This is a genomic window from Nocardia sp. NPDC051981, assembly GCF_040680715.1.
In the GTDB taxonomy this organism is placed as follows: domain Bacteria; phylum Actinomycetota; class Actinomycetes; order Mycobacteriales; family Mycobacteriaceae; genus Nocardia.
Genome location: NZ_JBFAXK010000011.1, coordinates 168,653 through 185,790 on the forward strand (window position 1 = coordinate 168,653; position 17,138 = coordinate 185,790).

Sequence of the window (17,138 nt, forward strand, 5' to 3'; positions counted from 1 at the left end):
GGGTGGGTCAGGACTGGCGGGCCGGGGCCAGGGCGTCCCGGGCGTCCATGAGGGCGAAGCCCAGCAGGTTCTCGCCGCGCCAGCGCGCCGGGTCGGTGGCCGAGGGGTTGTCGGCGCCCAGGCCGATGCCCCAGATGGTGTCGCGGGGAGCGGCTTCGACGAGCACCTTGCCGGCGGTGGCGAGCAAGAAGTCGCGGAGCTGTTCGTGCTGGCCGAATTTGGCGATGCTGGCGCGCAGCACGATGTCGAAGCGGTGGGCTTCCCACGTGTCCTGGTCGAAGCCGGAGATGGCGCGGCCCATGCGCTTGGCGTCGGCGGGGGTGTCGCTGGTCAGGATGCGGGTGCGCATGTCCTCGTCGCCGAACAGGCGCGCCTTCTCGGCCATCATGAAATGCTCTGCGCTGCCGTAGTTCTGGCCGTCGACACTGAATTCGACCGGCCACCACTGGCTGAGCACCCACTTGCCGACCTCGTGGCCGGGGGTGCGGGTGTGCCCCCAGAAGAAGAGGAACTCCGGTCTCGCCCCGTCGGCCATGTCCGCTGTCAGCTGCGCCCTGTCCACGCCGCGACCCTAGCCGACCGAGGTGACAGAATCGTGCGGATATCGCGCCACACCGCCGACGCGCCGCGATCAGGTCGCGAGTGCGCGCAGGCGGGTCATGATCTCGGCGGGCGGATGGTCGTGCACGCGATAGCGCGGCGGGTCGTACTCGGCGGCGAGTTCCAGTGCCACCAGCCCGGACACGTCCTCCCAGGCGACGCGGAAGACATCGCCGTCGCCGGTGACGAAGCAGATGAAATCGGCGGCGGGCAGCAGATTCGTGACCCCGTCGGTCCAGGAGGTCATGGTGTACTCGCTGCTGTCGGGCGCCCGCACGTGCAGCAGTTCCATGATCGCGCCCTCACGCTCCGCCTCGGCGCGCAATCGCTCGGTCTGCGCGTGATACGCCCCCACCGCGAGCTGCGCGTGCGCGCGGCGGATGAGCCCGTGGGCCGGATGGTCCGCGGCCACTTCGAAGGGGACCACGTCGCCGTTGTCGTCGACGGTGTACGGAACCGCGGACAACGGTCGCAGCGCGCCCTCGAGCCGCTCCGCCGCCAGCGCCAGCAATTGCGGCAGGGCGGCGGGCGTCGCGCCCAGCACGACCAGCATGCCCAGGTGCCCGGGTAGGAAAAGCAGTGGGCGCGTGGCGGTTCGGGCCCGCACACCCTCGAGCCACCCGGCCACCAGCGGCAGCGAACCGACATAGCTCTCGCCGTCGTCGTCGACGAAGTCCATCACCCGCATCCCCTGCGGCGGTTCGAGGGCCTCCAGCGTGTTCATGGCCAGCTCGGTGAGATTGGCGTGCGCGACGGCATAGACCTGCTCCGCGTCCACGCCCCAGCTCGACAGTTCCTGCTTCGTCACGAATTGCACGGTGCTGGGCAGATCGATGACCACCATCTCGGTCAGGAACGGCAGCGCCGGGCGCGAGAGCACCAGGTCCCGCCCCTCCAGTTCGCCGACCCGTATCGCCCCGGACCCGTACCCGGCCCTCCGCAGCACCGGTCGCAGCCTGGGCGCCACCTGCTCCCAGCCCTGCGGGGCCTCCGGCGGCAGGATGAGGTTGTCGACGGCCTGGAACAGCCCGGCGGTGATCTTCCCGTCGAACCGGCGGTACAGCGTGCCCAGGTTCATCTTGGCGACGTACCCGTTCTTCAGCCGGTAGCCGATCTCGAACGCCTCGGTGTCGAAGTGCGCGGTCTCCACGGCCTCGTAGCCGAGCACCTGTTCCAAGACCTTCTTGCCGAACCGATTTCGTGGCGAACCGAACATCCCGCCCAGGAAACTCATGGCCCGGACTCTACGCGCGAGGGGTGACAAACGCGCCCCGCAAACCCGCAGGGAACCTGTGTCCCACAACCTAAAACGCGCTGTTCACGGCGTGTCCGCGCAGTGCTCACTAGGACGCCCGTCCAAGGACGAGCACAATGCGCGTGACTATGGTTAGCTGTAGCGCCATGAGCACGCCCGTCTCCACCCACCCCGACGAATTTCTGCCCCGCGATACCGCGGATGTGGTTCGGACCGTTCGGGATTCACGTCGTTCGACGAAACCGCTGATCATCCGAGGTGGGGAACGGCCGGAGGACGAGCTCGCGCTGCCCGATCAGGGCAGCGTGCTGAGCCTGCGGAAGATGAACCGGGTCCAGGTGGTGGACGCCGACGCCCGGACGGTGCGGGTGCAGGCGGGGGCGCGCCTCTACGACATCGACCGGACGCTGGGCGCGCACGGGCTCGGGCTGCCCGTGGTCGGCGACCATCGAGACATCACGGCGGGCGGGTTCGCGGCGGTGGGCGGGCTGTCGGCGGCGTCGCATCGCTTCGGCATGTTCAGCGACAATGTGGCCGAGCTCGAATACGTCGATCAGGACGGGCGTTTCGGCACCTGCGGGCGCACCCATCACACGGAGCGGTTCCGCCGGATCCTGGGCGGCGGCGGGCGCACCGGGATCATCACCGCGCTGACGCTCGAGGTCACCAGCGTGGACAAGGACCGCACCTGGCTCACCACCGACGCGCACCGGTTCCTGGACTTCGACACCTGGGTGGAGCACTCCTACCGCGAGATCCAGTCGCCGGGTGACGCCATGCTGCAGGTGGGCCGCTGGGTGGACACCGCGCCCCTGAAAGTTGCCCGGCCGGTCGGTACCGGCACCGTGCAGCTGGGCACCGTGCGCTTCGGACAGTGGTCGAGCCTGCACCCCACCACCCCCAACCTCTCGCTGCGCGCCCGCCGCGAGGTCGGCGCGCGCGCCCGAAAGTCGCTGGGCGCCATCGCCGCATCCGCGGGCGGCCGCGCCGGTATGCCGGTCCGCAATGCCGCCGCCGGCGCGCTCATGTTCGCTCCGAAGGTGCTGACCCTGCGCGACGCCGAGTACCTGGCCGACACCGTCATCAGCTCCTCCGAGCGCGGACCGGCTTACCGCGTCTCGGTTTTCGCGCCCCTGTCCTCCTACGCCCGCGTCTTCCACGGCCTGCACGACCTGTTCGCCGGGCACCGTGAACGCACCGGCTGCTTCACCGTCATCTCCGCCATGACCTATGGCGTACGGTCTCGCTACCTGCGCGAACTCGACAACGAGGACCACGGCTTCATCACCTTCACCTGCCGGTTGCGACCGGCGGCGCTGCCCTCGGAGCTGTTGCGGGACATCGTGTCCGCAATCGACGAGATCTGTCTCGCCGAACGCGCCCGGCGTTATGACCCGACCGAATAGAATGTGTTCCGCCGCACTCCCGGCTATCGGTTAGCAGCCGGGCGGGGCGGCGGTATCGGCACTGTCGGCGGGGTGCCGGTGCATGGTTCATGCTCAATCCTCAGATGAAGGTTGCCTGTCCCATGATCGAATTCCGTGCTGCCCGCCGTCCCCGCACCCCCGGATCCCTCGCGGGGGAACGCCCTTTCGAGGGCAAACGAATCGTCGTCACCGACGCCTGTTCGGAGATCGGCCGAGAGACCGTGCGACTACTGGGTTTTCACGGTGCCGAGGTAATCCTGGTGGCGCGCAACGGCTCCCAGCTGGTCGAGGAGTGCGCCACCATCATCGAGGCCGGGGGCCGCGCCCACTGGTTCCGCTGCGACATCGCCGCCCTCGGCGATGTGGATCAGCTGGTCGAGTGGCTGCTCACCGAGTTCGACACCGTCGACGTCCTGGTCAACAACACCGGCCGCCCCACCCGCCGCCCGGTGCTGCAATCCCTGGACCGCTTCCGCGACTACCAGCGCATGATGGCCGCCTACTACTTCGGCCCCCTGCGCCTGACCCTCGGCCTGCTGCCCGCCATGCTGGCCGGCGGCTCCGGCCACGTGGTGAATGTCGGCCCCTGGAGCGCCGACACCGGCGCCGCCCCCAATTTCGCCGCCTACGCCAGCGCCCAGGCCGCCTGGACCACCTTCGGTCAATGCGCCGACGCCGAACTCTCCCCCCGCGGCATCCACGTCACCACGGTCCGGTACCCCGCCTTCACACTCGACTCCGGCTCCCCCGCCTACCGCACCGAGAACCCCGCCCAGGACCCCGCCGAGACCGCCCGCTGGATCGAAACCGCCATCCGCACCCGCCCGCCGCAGATCCAGCCCCGTTTCCCCCGAGCCCTCCTGGGTCTGACCTCCATGTCCCCGCGGACCACCCGTCTCGAGCATGCCCTGGGCATCTGAGCCCGACCGAAGGTCTCCCGGACTCGCACCCAGCGAGCCCGAAACCCGTTCTCCCCCGGTCACATTCCCGACCTATACGCGAACAGCAAAGCGCCCCACCCGGATTCCGAGTGGGGCGCTTCGTGACCTACGTTAGTGCTTTTCCGGGCCGAGGTGGTACTCGAACACCAGGCCGCCGGCGGCGACCAGGATGCAGATCACACCGAGGCCGATCAGCCAGAACTGGAAGAACGCGAAGCCGAGGGCGGCGATGGAGCCCGCACCGGCCAGCAGGATGGGCCAGAACGAGCCGGGCGAGAAGAAGCCCAGGTCGCCGGCGCCGTCGACGATCTCCGCCTCTTCGTAGTCCTCGGGACGCAGGTCCAGACGACGGGCGACGAAGCGGAAGTAGGTGGCCACGATCAGGGCCAGACCCGCCGACAGCACGATGGCGGTGGTACCCGCCCACTCGACGCCGGTGCGCGAGCGGCCGGTGAAGTAGCCGTACACGACGGCCACGATCACGAAGAAGACCGTGATCAGTTCGAAGATGCGAGCTTCGACCTTCATGTCAGTTCATCCTCACTTGGCGTCGGCGAGTTCGTTACCGCGCGCCTTGCGGTCGGTGTTGAACGGCTTGGTGGAGGTCGCCACCGGCGACTGGCCGATGCTGGCCAGCGCCTCGGCGTTGGTCTTGTGGTCCTTGGTCCGCGCGTCCATGTACTTCTGGAAGTCCGCCGGGGACACCACGCGGATCTCGAAGTTCATCATCGAGTGGAAGGTGCCGCACATCTCGGCGCATCGGCCGACGAACGCGCCTTCCTTCTCGATCTTGGTGATCTGGAAGACGTTGTCCGAGTTGTTCTGCTTCGGGTTCGGCATCACATCGCGCTTGAACAGGAACTCCGGCACCCAGAACGAGTGGATGACGTCGGCGGCGGCCAGCTGGAACTCGATGTTCTTGCCGGACGGCAGGACCAGGACCGGAACCTCGTTGGAGGTGCCGACGGTCTCGACCTTGTCGTAGTGCAGGTACGAGATGTCGTTCGCGGGCAGGCCATTGTTCGGGCCCGGCTGCGGGTGGCCATCCTTGGTCGCTTCCTTGTAGCGCTCCTGGATGTCCGCGTTCATGTCCTGGCGCTGGTGGTCGACGCCGTCATAGGTGTACCGAGCGGGCTGGCCGTCGATCTGCATGTCGACCTTCTGGTAACCGAACTTCCAGTTCCACTGGAAGGCGGTCACGTCGACGGTGACGTCCGGGTTGCCGACCTTCTCGTTTACGTAGTTCTGCACCACCACGGTGAAGTAGAACAGCACGGCGATGATCACGAACGGGATCGCCGTGTAGCTCAGCTCCAGCGGCACGTTGTAACCGGTCTGCCGCGGGAACTCCGGGGAGTTCGGCTTCTTGCGGTGGAACGCGATGGTCCAGAAGGTCAGGCCCCAGACCAGCACGCCCATCGCGAGGGCGGCGAGCACGGACCAGGTCCACAGCTCGCGCATGCGGGTGGCCTGCGGCGTGATGCCCGAAGGCCAGCCGAACCGAAGCCACGGGTTGTCGATCGAGCAGCCGGAGACGAGCATCGCGGTCATCCCCAAGGACACCGCCAGCCCGGCCCGCCGAAGGATGCGGCCCCGCCGACCCCGGGCGGGTCGTGCCCCTATCGCCTCGCTCGCCTTGTGCGCCACGCTCAACGCCTTCCTGGTCGTCATTCCGACACCGCGTCGCCCGGACTCCCTTCCGCCGGGCGACACATTTTCAGCACAGTTCTGGACCTCGGGGAGGATACGCGCGAACGCGCAACCGACCCTGAGAGTTTCCCAAGTACTACGCAGCGTAGACCAAAGAACCGCCCCTGTTGTGACTGGGTCCCTTTCGACACGCTCTGTCCAATCGCCTCCGCTTCGCTCCGGCTGTTCGCAGCCCTGTCACCTCGGTCTTCCCTCCTCCGCTCCTCCGCTTCGCTCCGGCTTCCGCTACAAGCGCGGGGAGGCGGAGCGCAGTCCAGACCGAGGCGGGCTGCGAACATATCGGTGTTGGATACGGGCTGAGCATGATCCGCCCCGGTACGGCATACTCGGGCAGTAGGTTTCGCGTTCAGCGTGCCCGTGCGGGTACGCCCCAATCCCTAGACCCCGGAAAGAGGTTCTCGGCGCAGTGTGTGGTCTGCTCGGATTTCTGACAGCTACAACGGCTACTACTCCGGATGGGCGGACGGTCGAAACCACCGCGGCACAGGTGTACGAGGCCCTGCACTGCCAGCGCCATCGTGGCCCCGACGAGCGCGGCACCTGGAACGACGACCGCATGATCTTCGGCTTCAACCGCCTGTCGATCATCGATATCGAGCACTCGCACCAGCCGCTGCGCTGGGGTCCGCCGGAGAACCCCGAGCGGTACGCCATGACCTTCAACGGCGAGATCTACAACTATCTCGAGCTGCGCGCCGAGCTGAAGGAGGCGCACGAGGCGGAGTTCGGCGATGAGCCGATGTTCCGCACCGAGGGCGACGGCGAGGCCATCATGGCCGCCTTCCACTACTGGGGTGCCAAGGCCCCGAGCCGGCTGCGCGGTATGTTCGCCTTCGCCATCTGGGACACCCAGCTGAACAAGCTGTTCCTGGCGCGCGACCCGTTCGGCATCAAGCCGCTGTTCGTCGCCACCGGCGCCGGCGGCACCGCCTTCTCCAGTGAGAAGAAGAGCCTGCTGGGCCTGCTTCCGGCGCTGGAGCTTTCCGATGACCTGGACCCGCGCGCGCTCGAGCACTACACGGTGCTGCAGTACGTGCCCGAGTCCGAGACCCTGCACAAGGATGTTCGCCGCCTCGAATCCGGTTGCTACGCCTGGGTCGAGCCGGGCGAGACCCCGCGGGTGACCCGCTACTTCAACCCGCAGTTCCGGGTGCGGAAGTTCGCAGCGGGCTCGGAGGCCAAGCGGTACCGGGAGATCGCGGAGGCACTCGAGGACTCGGTCGCCAAGCACATGCGCGCGGACGTCACGGTCGGCGCGTTCCTGTCCGGCGGTATCGACTCCACCGCCATTGCGGCGCTGGCCATCCGGCACAACCCGAACCTGCTGACCTTCACCTCGGCGTTCGAGCGGCAGGGCTACTCGGAGGCCGACGTGGCGGCCGAGACCGCCGAGGCCATCGGCGCCAAGCACTACATCCGCATGGTCTCCCCCGAGGAGTACGCGGCCGCCATTCCCGAGATCGTCTGGTACCTGGACGAACCCGTGGCCGACCCGGCGCTGGTGCCGCTGTACTTCGTGGCCAAGGAGGCCCGCAAGCACGTCAAGGTGGTGCTGTCGGGCGAGGGCTCCGACGAGCTGTTCGGCGGCTACACCATCTACCGGGAACCGCTGTCGCTCAAGCCCTTCGAATTCCTGCCCAAGCCGCTGCGCAGGCTGGCGGGCAAGCTGTCGGACCGGATTCCGGAGGGCACCCGCGGCAAGAGCCTGCTGCACCGCGGCTCGCTCACCCTGGAGGAGCGCTACTACGGCAACGCCCGCAGCTTCAACGACGCCCAATTGCGTTCGGTGCTGCGGGAATTCCGCCCCGAGTGGACCCACCAGGACGTGACCGCCCCCATCTACGCCATGCAGGGCTACCACTGGGATCCGGTGGCGCGCATGCAGCACCTGGACCTGTTCACCTGGCTGCGCGGCGACATCCTGGTCAAGGCCGACAAGGTGACCATGGCCAACTCCCTGGAACTGCGCGTCCCCTTCCTGGACCCCGAGGTCTTCAAGGTCGCCGAGAAGATCCCGGTCGACCAGAAGATCACCAAGGAAACCACCAAATACGCCCTGCGCCAGGCGCTCACGGACATCGTGCCCCCGCACGTCCTCAACCGCGCCAAGCTCGGCTTCCCGGTCCCCCTGCGCCACTGGCTGCGCGGCCCGGAGCTCTACGACTGGGCCCGCGCCCAGATCACCGAGTCCGGCACCGACCACCTGCTCAACAAGCAGGCCATCCTGGCCATGCTGGACGCCCACCGCACCGGCCCGGTCGACCACAGCCGCCGCCTCTGGACCCTGATCGTCTTCATGATCTGGCACGGCATCTTCGTCGAGAACCGCATCAAGCCCGAGATCCAGGAACCGACCTACCCGGTCAACCTGTAGTCCGGCTTCACGTTAATGGCCGCACACCCATCCGGGTGTGCGGCCATTATGTTTTCGGCGCGACGCCTGCCAGGCGGATTCTTCCGCTGTTCAGTGCCAGGCACGCAGTAGCAGATCCTCCGGCCCCCAGTGGGCCGCAACCGGCAGGTCGCCGTCCACCCCGGAGCGCGAGACCGCCACCAAAGGAGTTTCGAACTGCGCGCCGGGCACGGCGAGCACACCGCGTGCGAGGGCATCGTAGTCGTGGCGATCGAAGGGTCGATCCTCCAGCCATTTGATCGATCCGATGAAACGCACTGCACCCGCGATGGGTTCGCGATCGGCACCGATCAAATCGAGCTCGGGATTGTTCTGCCGATTCCACCAGCCGCCCACTGCTTCGGTTTCCGGCCATCGGGCATTGGGCAGCAAGCGCAGCAGTGATTCCCGGATCACCGGTTCTACCGCGCGGCCACGCCACGTCGTCCACTCATAGGAGACTTCGACGACTCGTGGGCCGATAGGCCAGGAAGCTGTACCCGTTCCGACGCTCGCCCGATGGGTGGTTCCGTCGACGGTGACGATCGGTCCGCCGGTGACGATCAGATCGGCCGAGCTCATTTTGCGCGCCCCTGCGCTGCCGCAGCAGTACGGTAACCACTGGTTAGCCACTAAACTTGCAGTGCTACTGCAATAGGGTGTTCGTATCACCGGAAGTCCTCCTCGCCACCACACCTTCTCGGAAAGGACTCGGTATCAATGGATCTCCCGTCCACTGGCGACGCCCCGCGCGTCAACCGCCGCACGGCCCTCGGACTCGGCGCCGCCGCGCTGGCCACCCTCGGCCTGCCCGCCTGCGGCAAGTCGGGCAGCAGCTCGACCGCGACCAGCACCACCCCGGCCGCCAACGACCCCAGGGCCATCGCCACCGATGCCTACATCTTCGGGTTTCCGCTGGTGCTCATGGACGTCACCCGCGAAACCGGCGGCCCGGCCAATCAATTCGTGCACCAGAATCCGCCCACGCCGGAGGAGAAGCAGGTGGTCCGGCTCAACCTGGACACCCTCTACTCGCAGGCCTGGCTGGACCTGAGCGCCGAGCCGATGGTGGTGCAGGTGCCCGCCATCGAATCCGGCCGATATTGGCTCATGCAGCTCCTGGACGCGTGGACCAATACGGTGCACGATCCGGCCAGCACGAACCCCCGGCTCGACGACGGGGTTCCGAGCCCGCCGTACACCTACCTGGTCACCGGGCCGGGCTGGAAGGGCACGGTGCCCGACGGCATGACCCAGCTGGCCATGCCCACCGACACCAGCTGGTTGCTCGGCCGCATCGAGTACAAGGGCGACAACGACATCAAGCACGTGCGGGCTCTGCAGCAGAAGCTGAAGCTGGCCCCGCTGAGCATCTGGAGCGACGACCCGAGCGCGGTGCACGGCGGCCCGGGCGCCCAGCTCGCGGGCGGCGGCGTCCCGGCCCAGATGGTGATGAAGATGGACGGCCCCACCTTCTTCACCCGTGTGTGCGCGGTGATGGCCCGCAACCCGCCCGCGCCCGATGACGTCGATGCCATGAAGCGATTCGCCGCCATCGGCATCACCACCGACGCCACCGGGAGCACCGCGCCCCCGGACGTCCTCACCGCGGCCGTCGCCGATGCCCGCAAACAGCTCGCCGCCTACCGGGACCCCAAGGCCCAGCATCAGAACGACTGGACCTTCGATCTCAATATCGGCACGTACGGCACGAACTACATGTTGCGCGCGCAGGTCGCGGCGGTCGGCCTGGGCGCGAATCTGCCCCGGGACGCGGTGTACCCGAGCATCGACACGAACGCCGAGAGCGGCGACCGATTCCGGGTGACCTTCGCCAAGGATCAGCTGCCGCCGGTCGGCGCGTTCTGGTCGCTCACGGCCTATGACGAGCAGAGCTACCTGATCCAGAATCCGGCGGGCATCTACTCGGTGGGCCACCTGGTGCCGCTCAAACCCGCCGCCGACGGCACGGTCGAGATCGCCGTGCAGAGCGCCGATCCCGGCGCGGACGTGCCCGACGGCCACTGGCTGCCCATTCCGGAGACCGGCCCGTTCTCCCTCACCCTGCGGCTGTACGCGCCGAAAGACGAGGTGCTGAACGGGCAGTGGCAGGTCCCGAAGCTGGAGAAGCTGAGCTGACCGAGGTCCCGCCGGGTCGCACGCGTCCTCACCGGCGCAGCACCCGGCGGGCCAGCCAGTTGCCGAGGAACTGAATGCCTTGCACCCCGGCGATAATGATCAGCGTCGCCACCAGCGTGACCTGCCAGTCGAATCGCTGATAGCCGTACACGAGCGCGAAGTCACCCAGCCCGCCACCACCGACCGTCCCAGCCATGGCCGACATATCGACAATGGCGATCACGACGAAGGTGTACCCGAGCACCAAGGGCCCCAACGCTTCCGGAATCAGCAGCGTGAGAATGATCCGCAGCGGCCCCGCCCCCATCGACCGCGCCGCCTCGATCACCCCCGGATCCACGGTCACCAGATTCTGCTCGACGATCCGCGCGATCCCGAACGAAGCCGCCACGATCATCACGAACGCCGCCGCATCCGTCCCGATCGTCGTCCCGATCACCTTCAGCGTCACCGGCCCCAGCGCAGCCAGCAAGATGATGAACGGAATCGGCCGCACCACATTCACCAGTACGTTCAACACCAGATTGATCGGCGCATTCGCCAGCAACCCACCCTTGCGCGTCGTATAGAGCGCGGTCCCCAACGCCAGCCCGATAGTGCCCCCGACAACAAAGGTGAGCAGCACCAGGTAGATCGTGGTCCCAACAGCCTCACTGAGAACAGGCCGCAGCCGATCCCAATCCGTATGCACGGCAGCCAGACTGCTCACACCGCCACTCATGCACTCCTCCGATCGCTCTCAGCCTCCACCGCCACCTTGCGAACGGACGCCCCCAACTCGAGGCGCTCGGCGACCTGGCGCACCGCGTCCTCGGGGCCGTCCAGGGCGAGGGTCAGGCTGCCGAAGGTCTTGTCCTGCAAGGTGCTCACGCCGCCGAAGACGATCTCGAAGCTGACGCCCTGGGCTCCGGCGGCGGCCAGGGCCGGACCGATCCCGTGCTCGTCGTCGACGGCAACGGTCACCAGGCGGCCGGCGCGCCGCTCTCCCAGCCGCTGTAGTTCGTCGGCGGTCGGACGGTTGTGCAGGACCGTCTCGACGAATGATCGAGTGGGTGGAGCCGCGGGTGCGGAGAACACCTCGAACGTGCTGGCCAACTCCACGATTCGGCCCTCGGCCAGCACCGCGACGCGGTCTGCCACCGCGCGGATGACGTCCATTTCGTGGGTGACGACCACGATGGTGACGCCGAGCTCGCGGTTGATCTTCTTCAGCAGTCGCAGCACCTCGCCGGTGGTCTCCGGGTCCAGCGCCGAGGTCGCCTCGTCGGCGAGCAGCAGTGACGGCGAGGTGGCCAGTGCCCGGGCGATGCCGACGCGCTGTTTCTGGCCGCCGGACAACTGGTCCGGGTAGCTGCGCGCTTTGTCCGAAAGTCCCACGAACTCCAGCAGTTCCGCCACGCGCGCCTTCCGCCGCGCACGTGGCCAGCCCGCCACTTTCAACGGGTATTCGATATTGCCGGCGGCAGTGCGCGAGCGGAACAGGTTGAACTGCTGGAACACCATGCCGATATCGCGGCGCAGCTGTCGGACCCGCGTTTCCGGGACGCCGGTAATGGGGTCTCCGGAGACGAGCACGGTGCCCTCGGTGGGCTGCTCCAGGGCGTTGATCAGCCGGACCAGCGTGGACTTGCCCGCGCCGGAATAGCCGATCACACCGAAGATCTCGCCCTGCTCGATGCGCAGGTCGATGCCGTCGAGCGCCGTGTGGCGCTGTTTGCCGGTCCGGAAAACCTTGGTGACCGACCGGAATTCGACGGCCGCGACGGAGCTCCCGCCGGTCGCGGCCGAGTTCCCGCCGTCTGCGGCACCGTCGTCGCTCACTTGGTATCGCGGATGGTCTGCTGCACCCGCGCCAGGATCTGCTCCAGCTCGGGCCCGCTCCTCGTCACTTCGAGCGCGGTGCCCTTGGAATCCTCCTGCACCGACTTCTGCACCTCGGGGCTGTGGAAGATGTCCACCAGCTTCAGGTAGGTGGCATTGCTCTTGTCCGCGGCCCGGGTCACGAAGGCGTTGATGTACGGCTCGGCGCCGGGATTGCCCGGATCATCCTTGTACAGCGCGGATTTCGGATCGATGCCGGACTTGAGCAGGTAGGTGTTGTTGACGACGGACCCGTCCACCGACTCCAGCGACAGCGCCGTCTGCGCCGCGTCGACCGCGGTCACCTTCACCTTCGACGCGCCCTTGTCCACGTCGGCGGGCGTCGGCTGGCGAACGGACCCGTTGATCTTCAGCAGCCCGGCCGCCTGCAGGACGAACAGCGCCCGCGCCTGATTGGTCGGATCGTTCGGAATGGCGATCTCCCCGCCCTGCGGGATCTCGGCCACCGACTTGTGCTTCTTGGAGTACAGCCCCAGCGGCACGATCTGCGTGGCCCCGATCGGCGTCAGATCCTGATTGTTGGCCACGTTGTATTGCCCCAGGAACTGGAGGTGCTGGAACAGATTCACATCGATCTGCCTCTGCGCCAGCGCCGTATTCGGCTGCGAGTAGTCCGAGTAGTGGACGATATTCAGGTTGATGCCCTGTTCCTTGGCCTTGTCCTTGAAAACGTCCCAGTGCGGATCGGACTCGGTGGTGCCGATACGCACCGTGGTGCCGCCGGAGTCGCCGCTGCTGCCGCAGGCCGTGAGGGTGAGGCTCGCGACGGCTGCTACCAGGACCGGGATCGCCAGTACCCGATGGAATTTCACTCGTGCTCCCGCATGCTTGTACTGCTTCGTGACAGGTGGAAATCGAACCCGGCCATGCAACCGTGCGGGCAATCGCCGGGCAATGATTGCGATCCGGGGGAGCCAAACGCTTCCGGCCGCGCCGACCGCTCGCCTACGGTGCCTGAAATGCGAAAATTCCGCCGTTTCCTGGTGATTCCGGTCCTGCTCGCGCTGGCCCTGACTGCCGCCTGTGGCACGGAACACCACGGCGACGTGGTCCGCATCGGCGTGAACGATCTCTCACAACCGCACTGGGAGGTGTTCAAGAGGAAGGCCGCCGCCGCGGGCATCACGGTCGAGTTCACCAATTTCACCGACTACAACCAGCCGAATCCGGCGCTGTCCCAGGGCCGCATCGACCTCAACAAGTTCCAGCACATCCGGTATCTGGCCAACTACAACGCCCGCAACAACGACACGCTCGTACCGATCGGGGCCACGGAGATCTACCCGCTGGGCCTGTACTCGAAGAAGCACCGGTCCGTGTCGGAGATCCCCCAGGGCGGGGAGATCACCCTGAGCAACAATCCCGCCAATCAGGTCCGGCCGCTGCTCAACCTGGCCGCCGCCGGGCTGATCGTGCTGAAGAACGGCGGCTCGTGGGATTCGAAGCTCGAGGACGTCGACAAGTCCGCATCCAAGGTGCGGCTCACCACCATCGATCCGACGCTGACCGCCGCGTCACTGGACAGCGTGGATGCCGCCTACGTGGACGACACCTGGGCGCGGCAGGCGGGGCTGACCAATGATCAGATCATCTACACCGATGACCCGAACCGTCCGGACCTGAAGCAGTACATCAATATCTTCGCCGGGCGGGCCGCCGACAAGGACAACCCGAAGTACGTGCAGCTGACGCAGATCTACCACGACCCGGAGGTGGAGGCGGCGATCAAGGCCGAGGCGGGATTCCAGGGCATTTTCAAGACCAACGCCGCGGCCGATCTCCAGGCCACCGCCGCCGATCTGGAAGCCAAGTTCCGGCAATGACTTTCGTCTCGTCGACGGCTTCCCGCTAGTCGACCGCTCCGCGGTGGGCGCGGGCGAGGCGGGCACGGGCCCCGGCAATGATGGTGATGATCATGACCGTCATGACCTGGAGAGCGGTCAGCGGTAGCCGTTGCTCGGGTGGAACGGGGGCGGCGTATTCGACGGGCGGCGGTGGGGGCGGCAGCGGCGGAACCGGCACCGGCGCAGGGGGAATCGCCGCAGGCGCCGGTACGGGTATCGGTGCGGCCGCGGGCACAATGGCAGGCGCGGGCGGGATCTGCAGCGGGATACAGGGTCCCGGCGCCATGGGCACCGGCAGCATGAGCATGCAGGTCAGCAGCGCGCTTCCGGTGGCCGCGCTGCCCACCGCCACGCTGCCCGCTCCCGCCGAGCCCGGCCCGACCAGCCCGCTCGACCCGGGAACGAAGCCGGGGCCGATCAATCCCGAGCCCATGCTGCTGCCGGTCAGCATGCCCAAACCCAGTGCCGCACTGCCCAGCACAGCACTGCCCGCACAGGCGGTGAGCACGCTGCCCGAGTTCAGGCCGAGCAGGCCGCCGAGGGTGTTCGAGGCGGCGGCCGGACTCTCGGCCGGTCCGGGTATTGCGAGATCCGCTGTGCGCGGCGCGGTTCCGTCCGCTGGTTCCGCGCTGTCGGATGCGCCGGTACCGAGCCGGAATCCGGCCACCGGACTCTGCGCCACTCCCGCCGAGCTGCCGGTGGTGGCCCCGCCCTTGCCCGCGCCGCCCTGGCTTCCGGTGTAGCTGCTGCCTGTGCCCAGCCCGAGCGCGTTCCCCGTCGACGCGTCGATCGGTGCGGCCCCGGTATCCGGAGCCGCGCTGCAGCTGATGATCTCACCGATCGACGGCAGCTCCGGTAGTCCGGGATCGGCGGCCGCGACCTTCGGATGAATGGCGAGCAGCGCCGCGGTCAGTGGCACCGCGATCGCCGCCGCGAATCCTCGTGCTGTTCTTCGAGTTCTGTCCACGTCGCCTCCGAAAGCCAAGTGCGGGTTGCGCGGTCGAGCAGATCAGCGCGGATTGCCGCCGCTCGCCACCGGCGCGTCCGAGGCGATGTGCTGGAAGCGGGCCAGGGCCAGCTCGTAGGCGTCCTTGGAGACGTGGTTGCCGCCTGAGAACGGCTGGTCCAGCTGGTAGATGGCCACGATGACCGCACCGATCACCACACCGAAGAGTCCGGTCATGAGGATGCTGCGTTTGGTGACCACTACGCCGGAGAAGACGGTGCCGAACAGCAGCATGACGGTCGCGAACCACAGTGCCACATAAAGGAATCCAGGCAGTCGGTATGCCGCATCCAGGCCGCGGTCGTAGCGAGCCTCGGCGATCGCGTCCACCGCGGTGAGCGCCTTGTCCTGGGTCGATTTGGCATCGGCGTCGGTGGCGGGCGCGGAGGCCACCGCCTGGCGCAGATCGTCCAGTGTCGCCTGCGCGGCCGGGCTCAGCTGCCGCTGCTCGTCCATGACCTTCCACTCGTCGCCGATTACCTGCTTGGTGTAGTCGGTCACCAGCGACCGGATCTGCTTACGATCCTGCGCCGGCATGTCATTGGCGGTCTCGTACACACTGACCAGCGCCTTGCCCTCGCTCACCGTGTGCTGATGGGAGGTGTCGTATTGCTCCCACAGGATCACCACCACGAACGCCACGATGGCCGCGAAGAACATATTGACCATGTCCAGCATCATGTGCCCCGCCCCCGCATCGTCGCTGTGCCGCCACGACTTCGGCCGCACCCGATCACCGACGACGAAGACCCCCACCGCCACCACCGCGAACAACACCAGCACACCCAGCTGCATCAGGATTCCGAGCATTGCACGACTCCATTCCCACCCATGGCAGTTGCGATCATGAGGTATTCGCGGCCACCGTGCGGTCGGATCGCGAAGGGCACACGAACTGCCACCCGGTCGCGACGAATGCGGCAAATCCACTGCGCGCCTCGACATTTCCCATACTCGGGCGTGTCGCAGTGCTCATCGACTGAGCCCCACGGATGCCGCCCGCCGGCACCTTCGTCCCGATCCCCGCGAGCTTGGCGCCGGCTGCCGAATTCCCGGCCGATGGCACCGACCTTCAGCCCATGCAGCCGGCGGAGAGGAATTCCGCCGCAGCACCTAGCGGGCGAACGACAGCACTGCGGCAGCGACCGTGACGCTCACTTCCAGTGCAGCACCGAGCACGTCACCGTTGAGGCCGCCGAACCGCCGCACACAGTGCCGCACCAGCAGCATCGCCCCCGCCAGTGCCACCACTACGGCCAGTGGCCCCTGCCACGGATTCCCGGTGGCGAACACCGCTGCGAGACACGCGATCCCACCCCAGACCCAACCCAGCACCGAATGCTGCGTCCCCGCCACCAGCGCCCCGAATCCCGCACCCGGAGCCGCCTCGATCCCCCTCCGGCAGGCCAGCACCACCGCGACCCGCCCGACAGCGACCGCAACCACCACCGCCAGCCACCGCCCGCCCCCGGCCAGCGCCCCCAGCGAAACCGCCTGAATCCCAATCACGAACACCAACGCCGCCACCCCGAACGGCCCCGCCCCACCACTCTTCATGATCTCCCGGGCCCGCTCCGGCGACCCATAACTCCCCAGCCCATCCATGGTGTCGGCCAGCCCGTCGACATGCATCCCCCGCGTGATCAACGCCAGCCCGGCCACCCCCACAAATCCGGCCAGCAGCCACGCAGCCCCCAATGCGCCCAGCCCCCACAGCAATCCGGCACCCAGTCCCCCGAGCAGCACCCCGACCAGCGGCGCCCAGGCGATCGCCCGCCCCGCCACGGCCCGATCCACCTCGTCCGGCCCCCTCACCGGCAGCACGGTCAACCACGACACCGCCAGCCGAACCGCGTTCACGCGATCCCCCGGAACCGTTCCCACACTGCCCTTTTCGCAGCTCCCACCACCCCGGTACCGGGCACGGAACCCCGGGTGCACCA

At 67.6% G+C, this 17,138-nt stretch carries 16 protein-coding genes; 5 read left to right on the forward strand and 11 right to left on the reverse strand.

Annotated elements, in window-relative coordinates; genetic code table 11:
• Positions 1-7: 7 nt before the first annotated feature.
• Both AB0L60_RS20975 and AB0L60_RS20980 read right to left on the reverse strand, forming a co-directional pair.
• Positions 8-562: an NADAR family protein gene (locus AB0L60_RS20975; protein ID WP_364616388.1), complete on the reverse strand. Its 555-nt coding sequence runs from the start codon at positions 560-562 to the stop codon at positions 8-10.
• Positions 563-631: 69 nt separating this feature from the next.
• Positions 632-1,834, reverse strand: coding sequence for a hypothetical protein (locus AB0L60_RS20980; RefSeq protein WP_364616391.1), 1,203 nt, complete (start codon positions 1,832-1,834; stop codon positions 632-634).
• 167 nt (positions 1,835-2,001) lie between these two features.
• Between AB0L60_RS20980 and AB0L60_RS20985 the strand changes: the two genes are divergently transcribed.
• Together AB0L60_RS20985 and AB0L60_RS20990 are read left to right on the forward strand one after the other, a co-directional pair.
• Positions 2,002-3,261: an FAD-dependent oxidoreductase gene (locus tag AB0L60_RS20985; RefSeq protein WP_364616394.1), complete on the forward strand. Its 1,260-nt coding sequence runs from the start codon at positions 2,002-2,004 to the stop codon at positions 3,259-3,261.
• A gap of 122 nt (positions 3,262-3,383) precedes the next feature.
• Positions 3,384-4,202, forward strand: a complete 819-nt coding sequence (locus AB0L60_RS20990; protein ID WP_364616397.1) for an SDR family NAD(P)-dependent oxidoreductase — start codon at positions 3,384-3,386, stop codon at positions 4,200-4,202.
• A gap of 132 nt (positions 4,203-4,334) precedes the next feature.
• Here the strand turns inward: AB0L60_RS20990 and AB0L60_RS20995 are convergent, their stop codons facing one another.
• Positions 4,335-4,751, reverse strand: a complete 417-nt coding sequence (locus AB0L60_RS20995) for a cytochrome c oxidase subunit 4 (protein ID WP_354847810.1) — start codon at positions 4,749-4,751, stop codon at positions 4,335-4,337.
• Between the two features lie 12 nt (positions 4,752-4,763).
• Positions 4,764-5,774 (reverse strand): cytochrome c oxidase subunit II, encoded by a 1,011-nt coding sequence (locus AB0L60_RS21000; RefSeq protein ID WP_364616573.1) that lies wholly within the window; start codon positions 5,772-5,774, stop codon positions 4,764-4,766.
• Positions 5,775-6,339: 565 nt separating this feature from the next.
• Between AB0L60_RS21000 and asnB the strand changes: the two genes are divergently transcribed.
• Positions 6,340-8,307 carry an asparagine synthase (glutamine-hydrolyzing) gene (gene asnB / locus AB0L60_RS21005; protein WP_364616401.1) on the forward strand — a complete coding sequence of 656 codons (1,968 nt, stop codon included), beginning with the start codon at positions 6,340-6,342 and terminating at the stop codon, positions 8,305-8,307.
• Between the two features lie 90 nt (positions 8,308-8,397).
• On the opposite strand, the gene AB0L60_RS21010 is transcribed toward asnB, so the two are convergent.
• The gene (locus AB0L60_RS21010) at positions 8,398-8,997 is read right to left on the reverse strand and encodes a DUF234 domain-containing protein (RefSeq protein WP_364616404.1); all 600 of its coding nucleotides are present in this window, start codon (positions 8,995-8,997) and stop codon (positions 8,398-8,400) included.
• Positions 8,998-9,045: 48 nt separating this feature from the next.
• Between AB0L60_RS21010 and AB0L60_RS21015 the strand changes: the two genes are divergently transcribed.
• The gene (locus tag AB0L60_RS21015) at positions 9,046-10,464 is read left to right on the forward strand and encodes a DUF1254 domain-containing protein (protein ID WP_364616407.1); all 1,419 of its coding nucleotides are present in this window, start codon (positions 9,046-9,048) and stop codon (positions 10,462-10,464) included.
• 28 nt (positions 10,465-10,492) lie between these two features.
• Here the strand turns inward: AB0L60_RS21015 and AB0L60_RS21020 are convergent, their stop codons facing one another.
• The 3 genes from AB0L60_RS21020 to AB0L60_RS21030 are packed head-to-tail and all read right to left on the reverse strand — an operon-like array spanning position 10,493 to position 13,157.
• The gene (locus AB0L60_RS21020; protein WP_364616575.1) at positions 10,493-11,155 is read right to left on the reverse strand and encodes a methionine ABC transporter permease; all 663 of its coding nucleotides are present in this window, start codon (positions 11,153-11,155) and stop codon (positions 10,493-10,495) included.
• A gap of 26 nt (positions 11,156-11,181) precedes the next feature.
• Positions 11,182-12,285: a methionine ABC transporter ATP-binding protein gene (locus tag AB0L60_RS21025; protein ID WP_364616410.1), complete on the reverse strand. Its 1,104-nt coding sequence runs from the start codon at positions 12,283-12,285 to the stop codon at positions 11,182-11,184.
• A complete protein-coding gene (locus tag AB0L60_RS21030; RefSeq protein WP_364616413.1) occupies positions 12,282-13,157 on the reverse strand; it encodes a MetQ/NlpA family ABC transporter substrate-binding protein in 876 nt (291 codons plus the stop codon). Before AB0L60_RS21030 ends, AB0L60_RS21025 begins: the two co-directional genes overlap by 4 nt.
• 147 nt (positions 13,158-13,304) lie before the next feature.
• Here AB0L60_RS21030 and AB0L60_RS21035 point away from each other — a divergent pair, with 147 nt between their 5' ends.
• Positions 13,305-14,168 carry a MetQ/NlpA family ABC transporter substrate-binding protein gene (locus AB0L60_RS21035; protein WP_364616416.1) on the forward strand — a complete coding sequence of 288 codons (864 nt, stop codon included), beginning with the start codon at positions 13,305-13,307 and terminating at the stop codon, positions 14,166-14,168.
• A gap of 25 nt (positions 14,169-14,193) precedes the next feature.
• Here the strand turns inward: AB0L60_RS21035 and AB0L60_RS21040 are convergent, their stop codons facing one another.
• The 3 genes from AB0L60_RS21040 to AB0L60_RS21050 form a co-directional block, all read right to left on the reverse strand.
• The gene (locus tag AB0L60_RS21040) at positions 14,194-15,156 is read right to left on the reverse strand and encodes a hypothetical protein (protein WP_364616419.1); all 963 of its coding nucleotides are present in this window, start codon (positions 15,154-15,156) and stop codon (positions 14,194-14,196) included.
• A gap of 42 nt (positions 15,157-15,198) precedes the next feature.
• A complete protein-coding gene (locus tag AB0L60_RS21045) occupies positions 15,199-16,005 on the reverse strand; it encodes a DUF4239 domain-containing protein (RefSeq protein ID WP_364616422.1) in 807 nt (268 codons plus the stop codon).
• Positions 16,006-16,308: 303 nt separating this feature from the next.
• The gene (locus AB0L60_RS21050) at positions 16,309-17,055 is read right to left on the reverse strand and encodes an adenosylcobinamide-GDP ribazoletransferase (RefSeq protein ID WP_364616425.1); all 747 of its coding nucleotides are present in this window, start codon (positions 17,053-17,055) and stop codon (positions 16,309-16,311) included.
• Between the last annotated feature and the right edge of the window lie 83 nt (positions 17,056-17,138).

Excerpts from the sequence above, each read along its gene's own strand:
- AB0L60_RS20980 (WP_364616391.1), bottom strand. The coding sequence starts at position 1,834 with ATGAGTTTCCTGGGCGGGATGTTCGGTTCGCCACGAAATCGGTTCGGC.
- AB0L60_RS20985 (WP_364616394.1), top strand. The coding sequence starts at position 2,002 with ATGAGCACGCCCGTCTCCACCCACCCCGACGAATTTCTGCCCCGCGAT.
- AB0L60_RS20990 (WP_364616397.1), top strand. The coding sequence starts at position 3,384 with ATGATCGAATTCCGTGCTGCCCGCCGTCCCCGCACCCCCGGATCCCTC.
- AB0L60_RS20995 (WP_354847810.1), bottom strand. The coding sequence starts at position 4,751 with ATGAAGGTCGAAGCTCGCATCTTCGAACTGATCACGGTCTTCTTCGTG.
- AB0L60_RS21000 (WP_364616573.1), bottom strand. The coding sequence starts at position 5,774 with ATGACCGCGATGCTCGTCTCCGGCTGCTCGATCGACAACCCGTGGCTT.
- AB0L60_RS21015 (WP_364616407.1), top strand. The coding sequence starts at position 9,046 with ATGGATCTCCCGTCCACTGGCGACGCCCCGCGCGTCAACCGCCGCACG.
- AB0L60_RS21035 (WP_364616416.1), top strand. The coding sequence starts at position 13,305 with ATGCGAAAATTCCGCCGTTTCCTGGTGATTCCGGTCCTGCTCGCGCTG.
- AB0L60_RS21045 (WP_364616422.1), bottom strand. The coding sequence starts at position 16,005 with ATGCTCGGAATCCTGATGCAGCTGGGTGTGCTGGTGTTGTTCGCGGTG.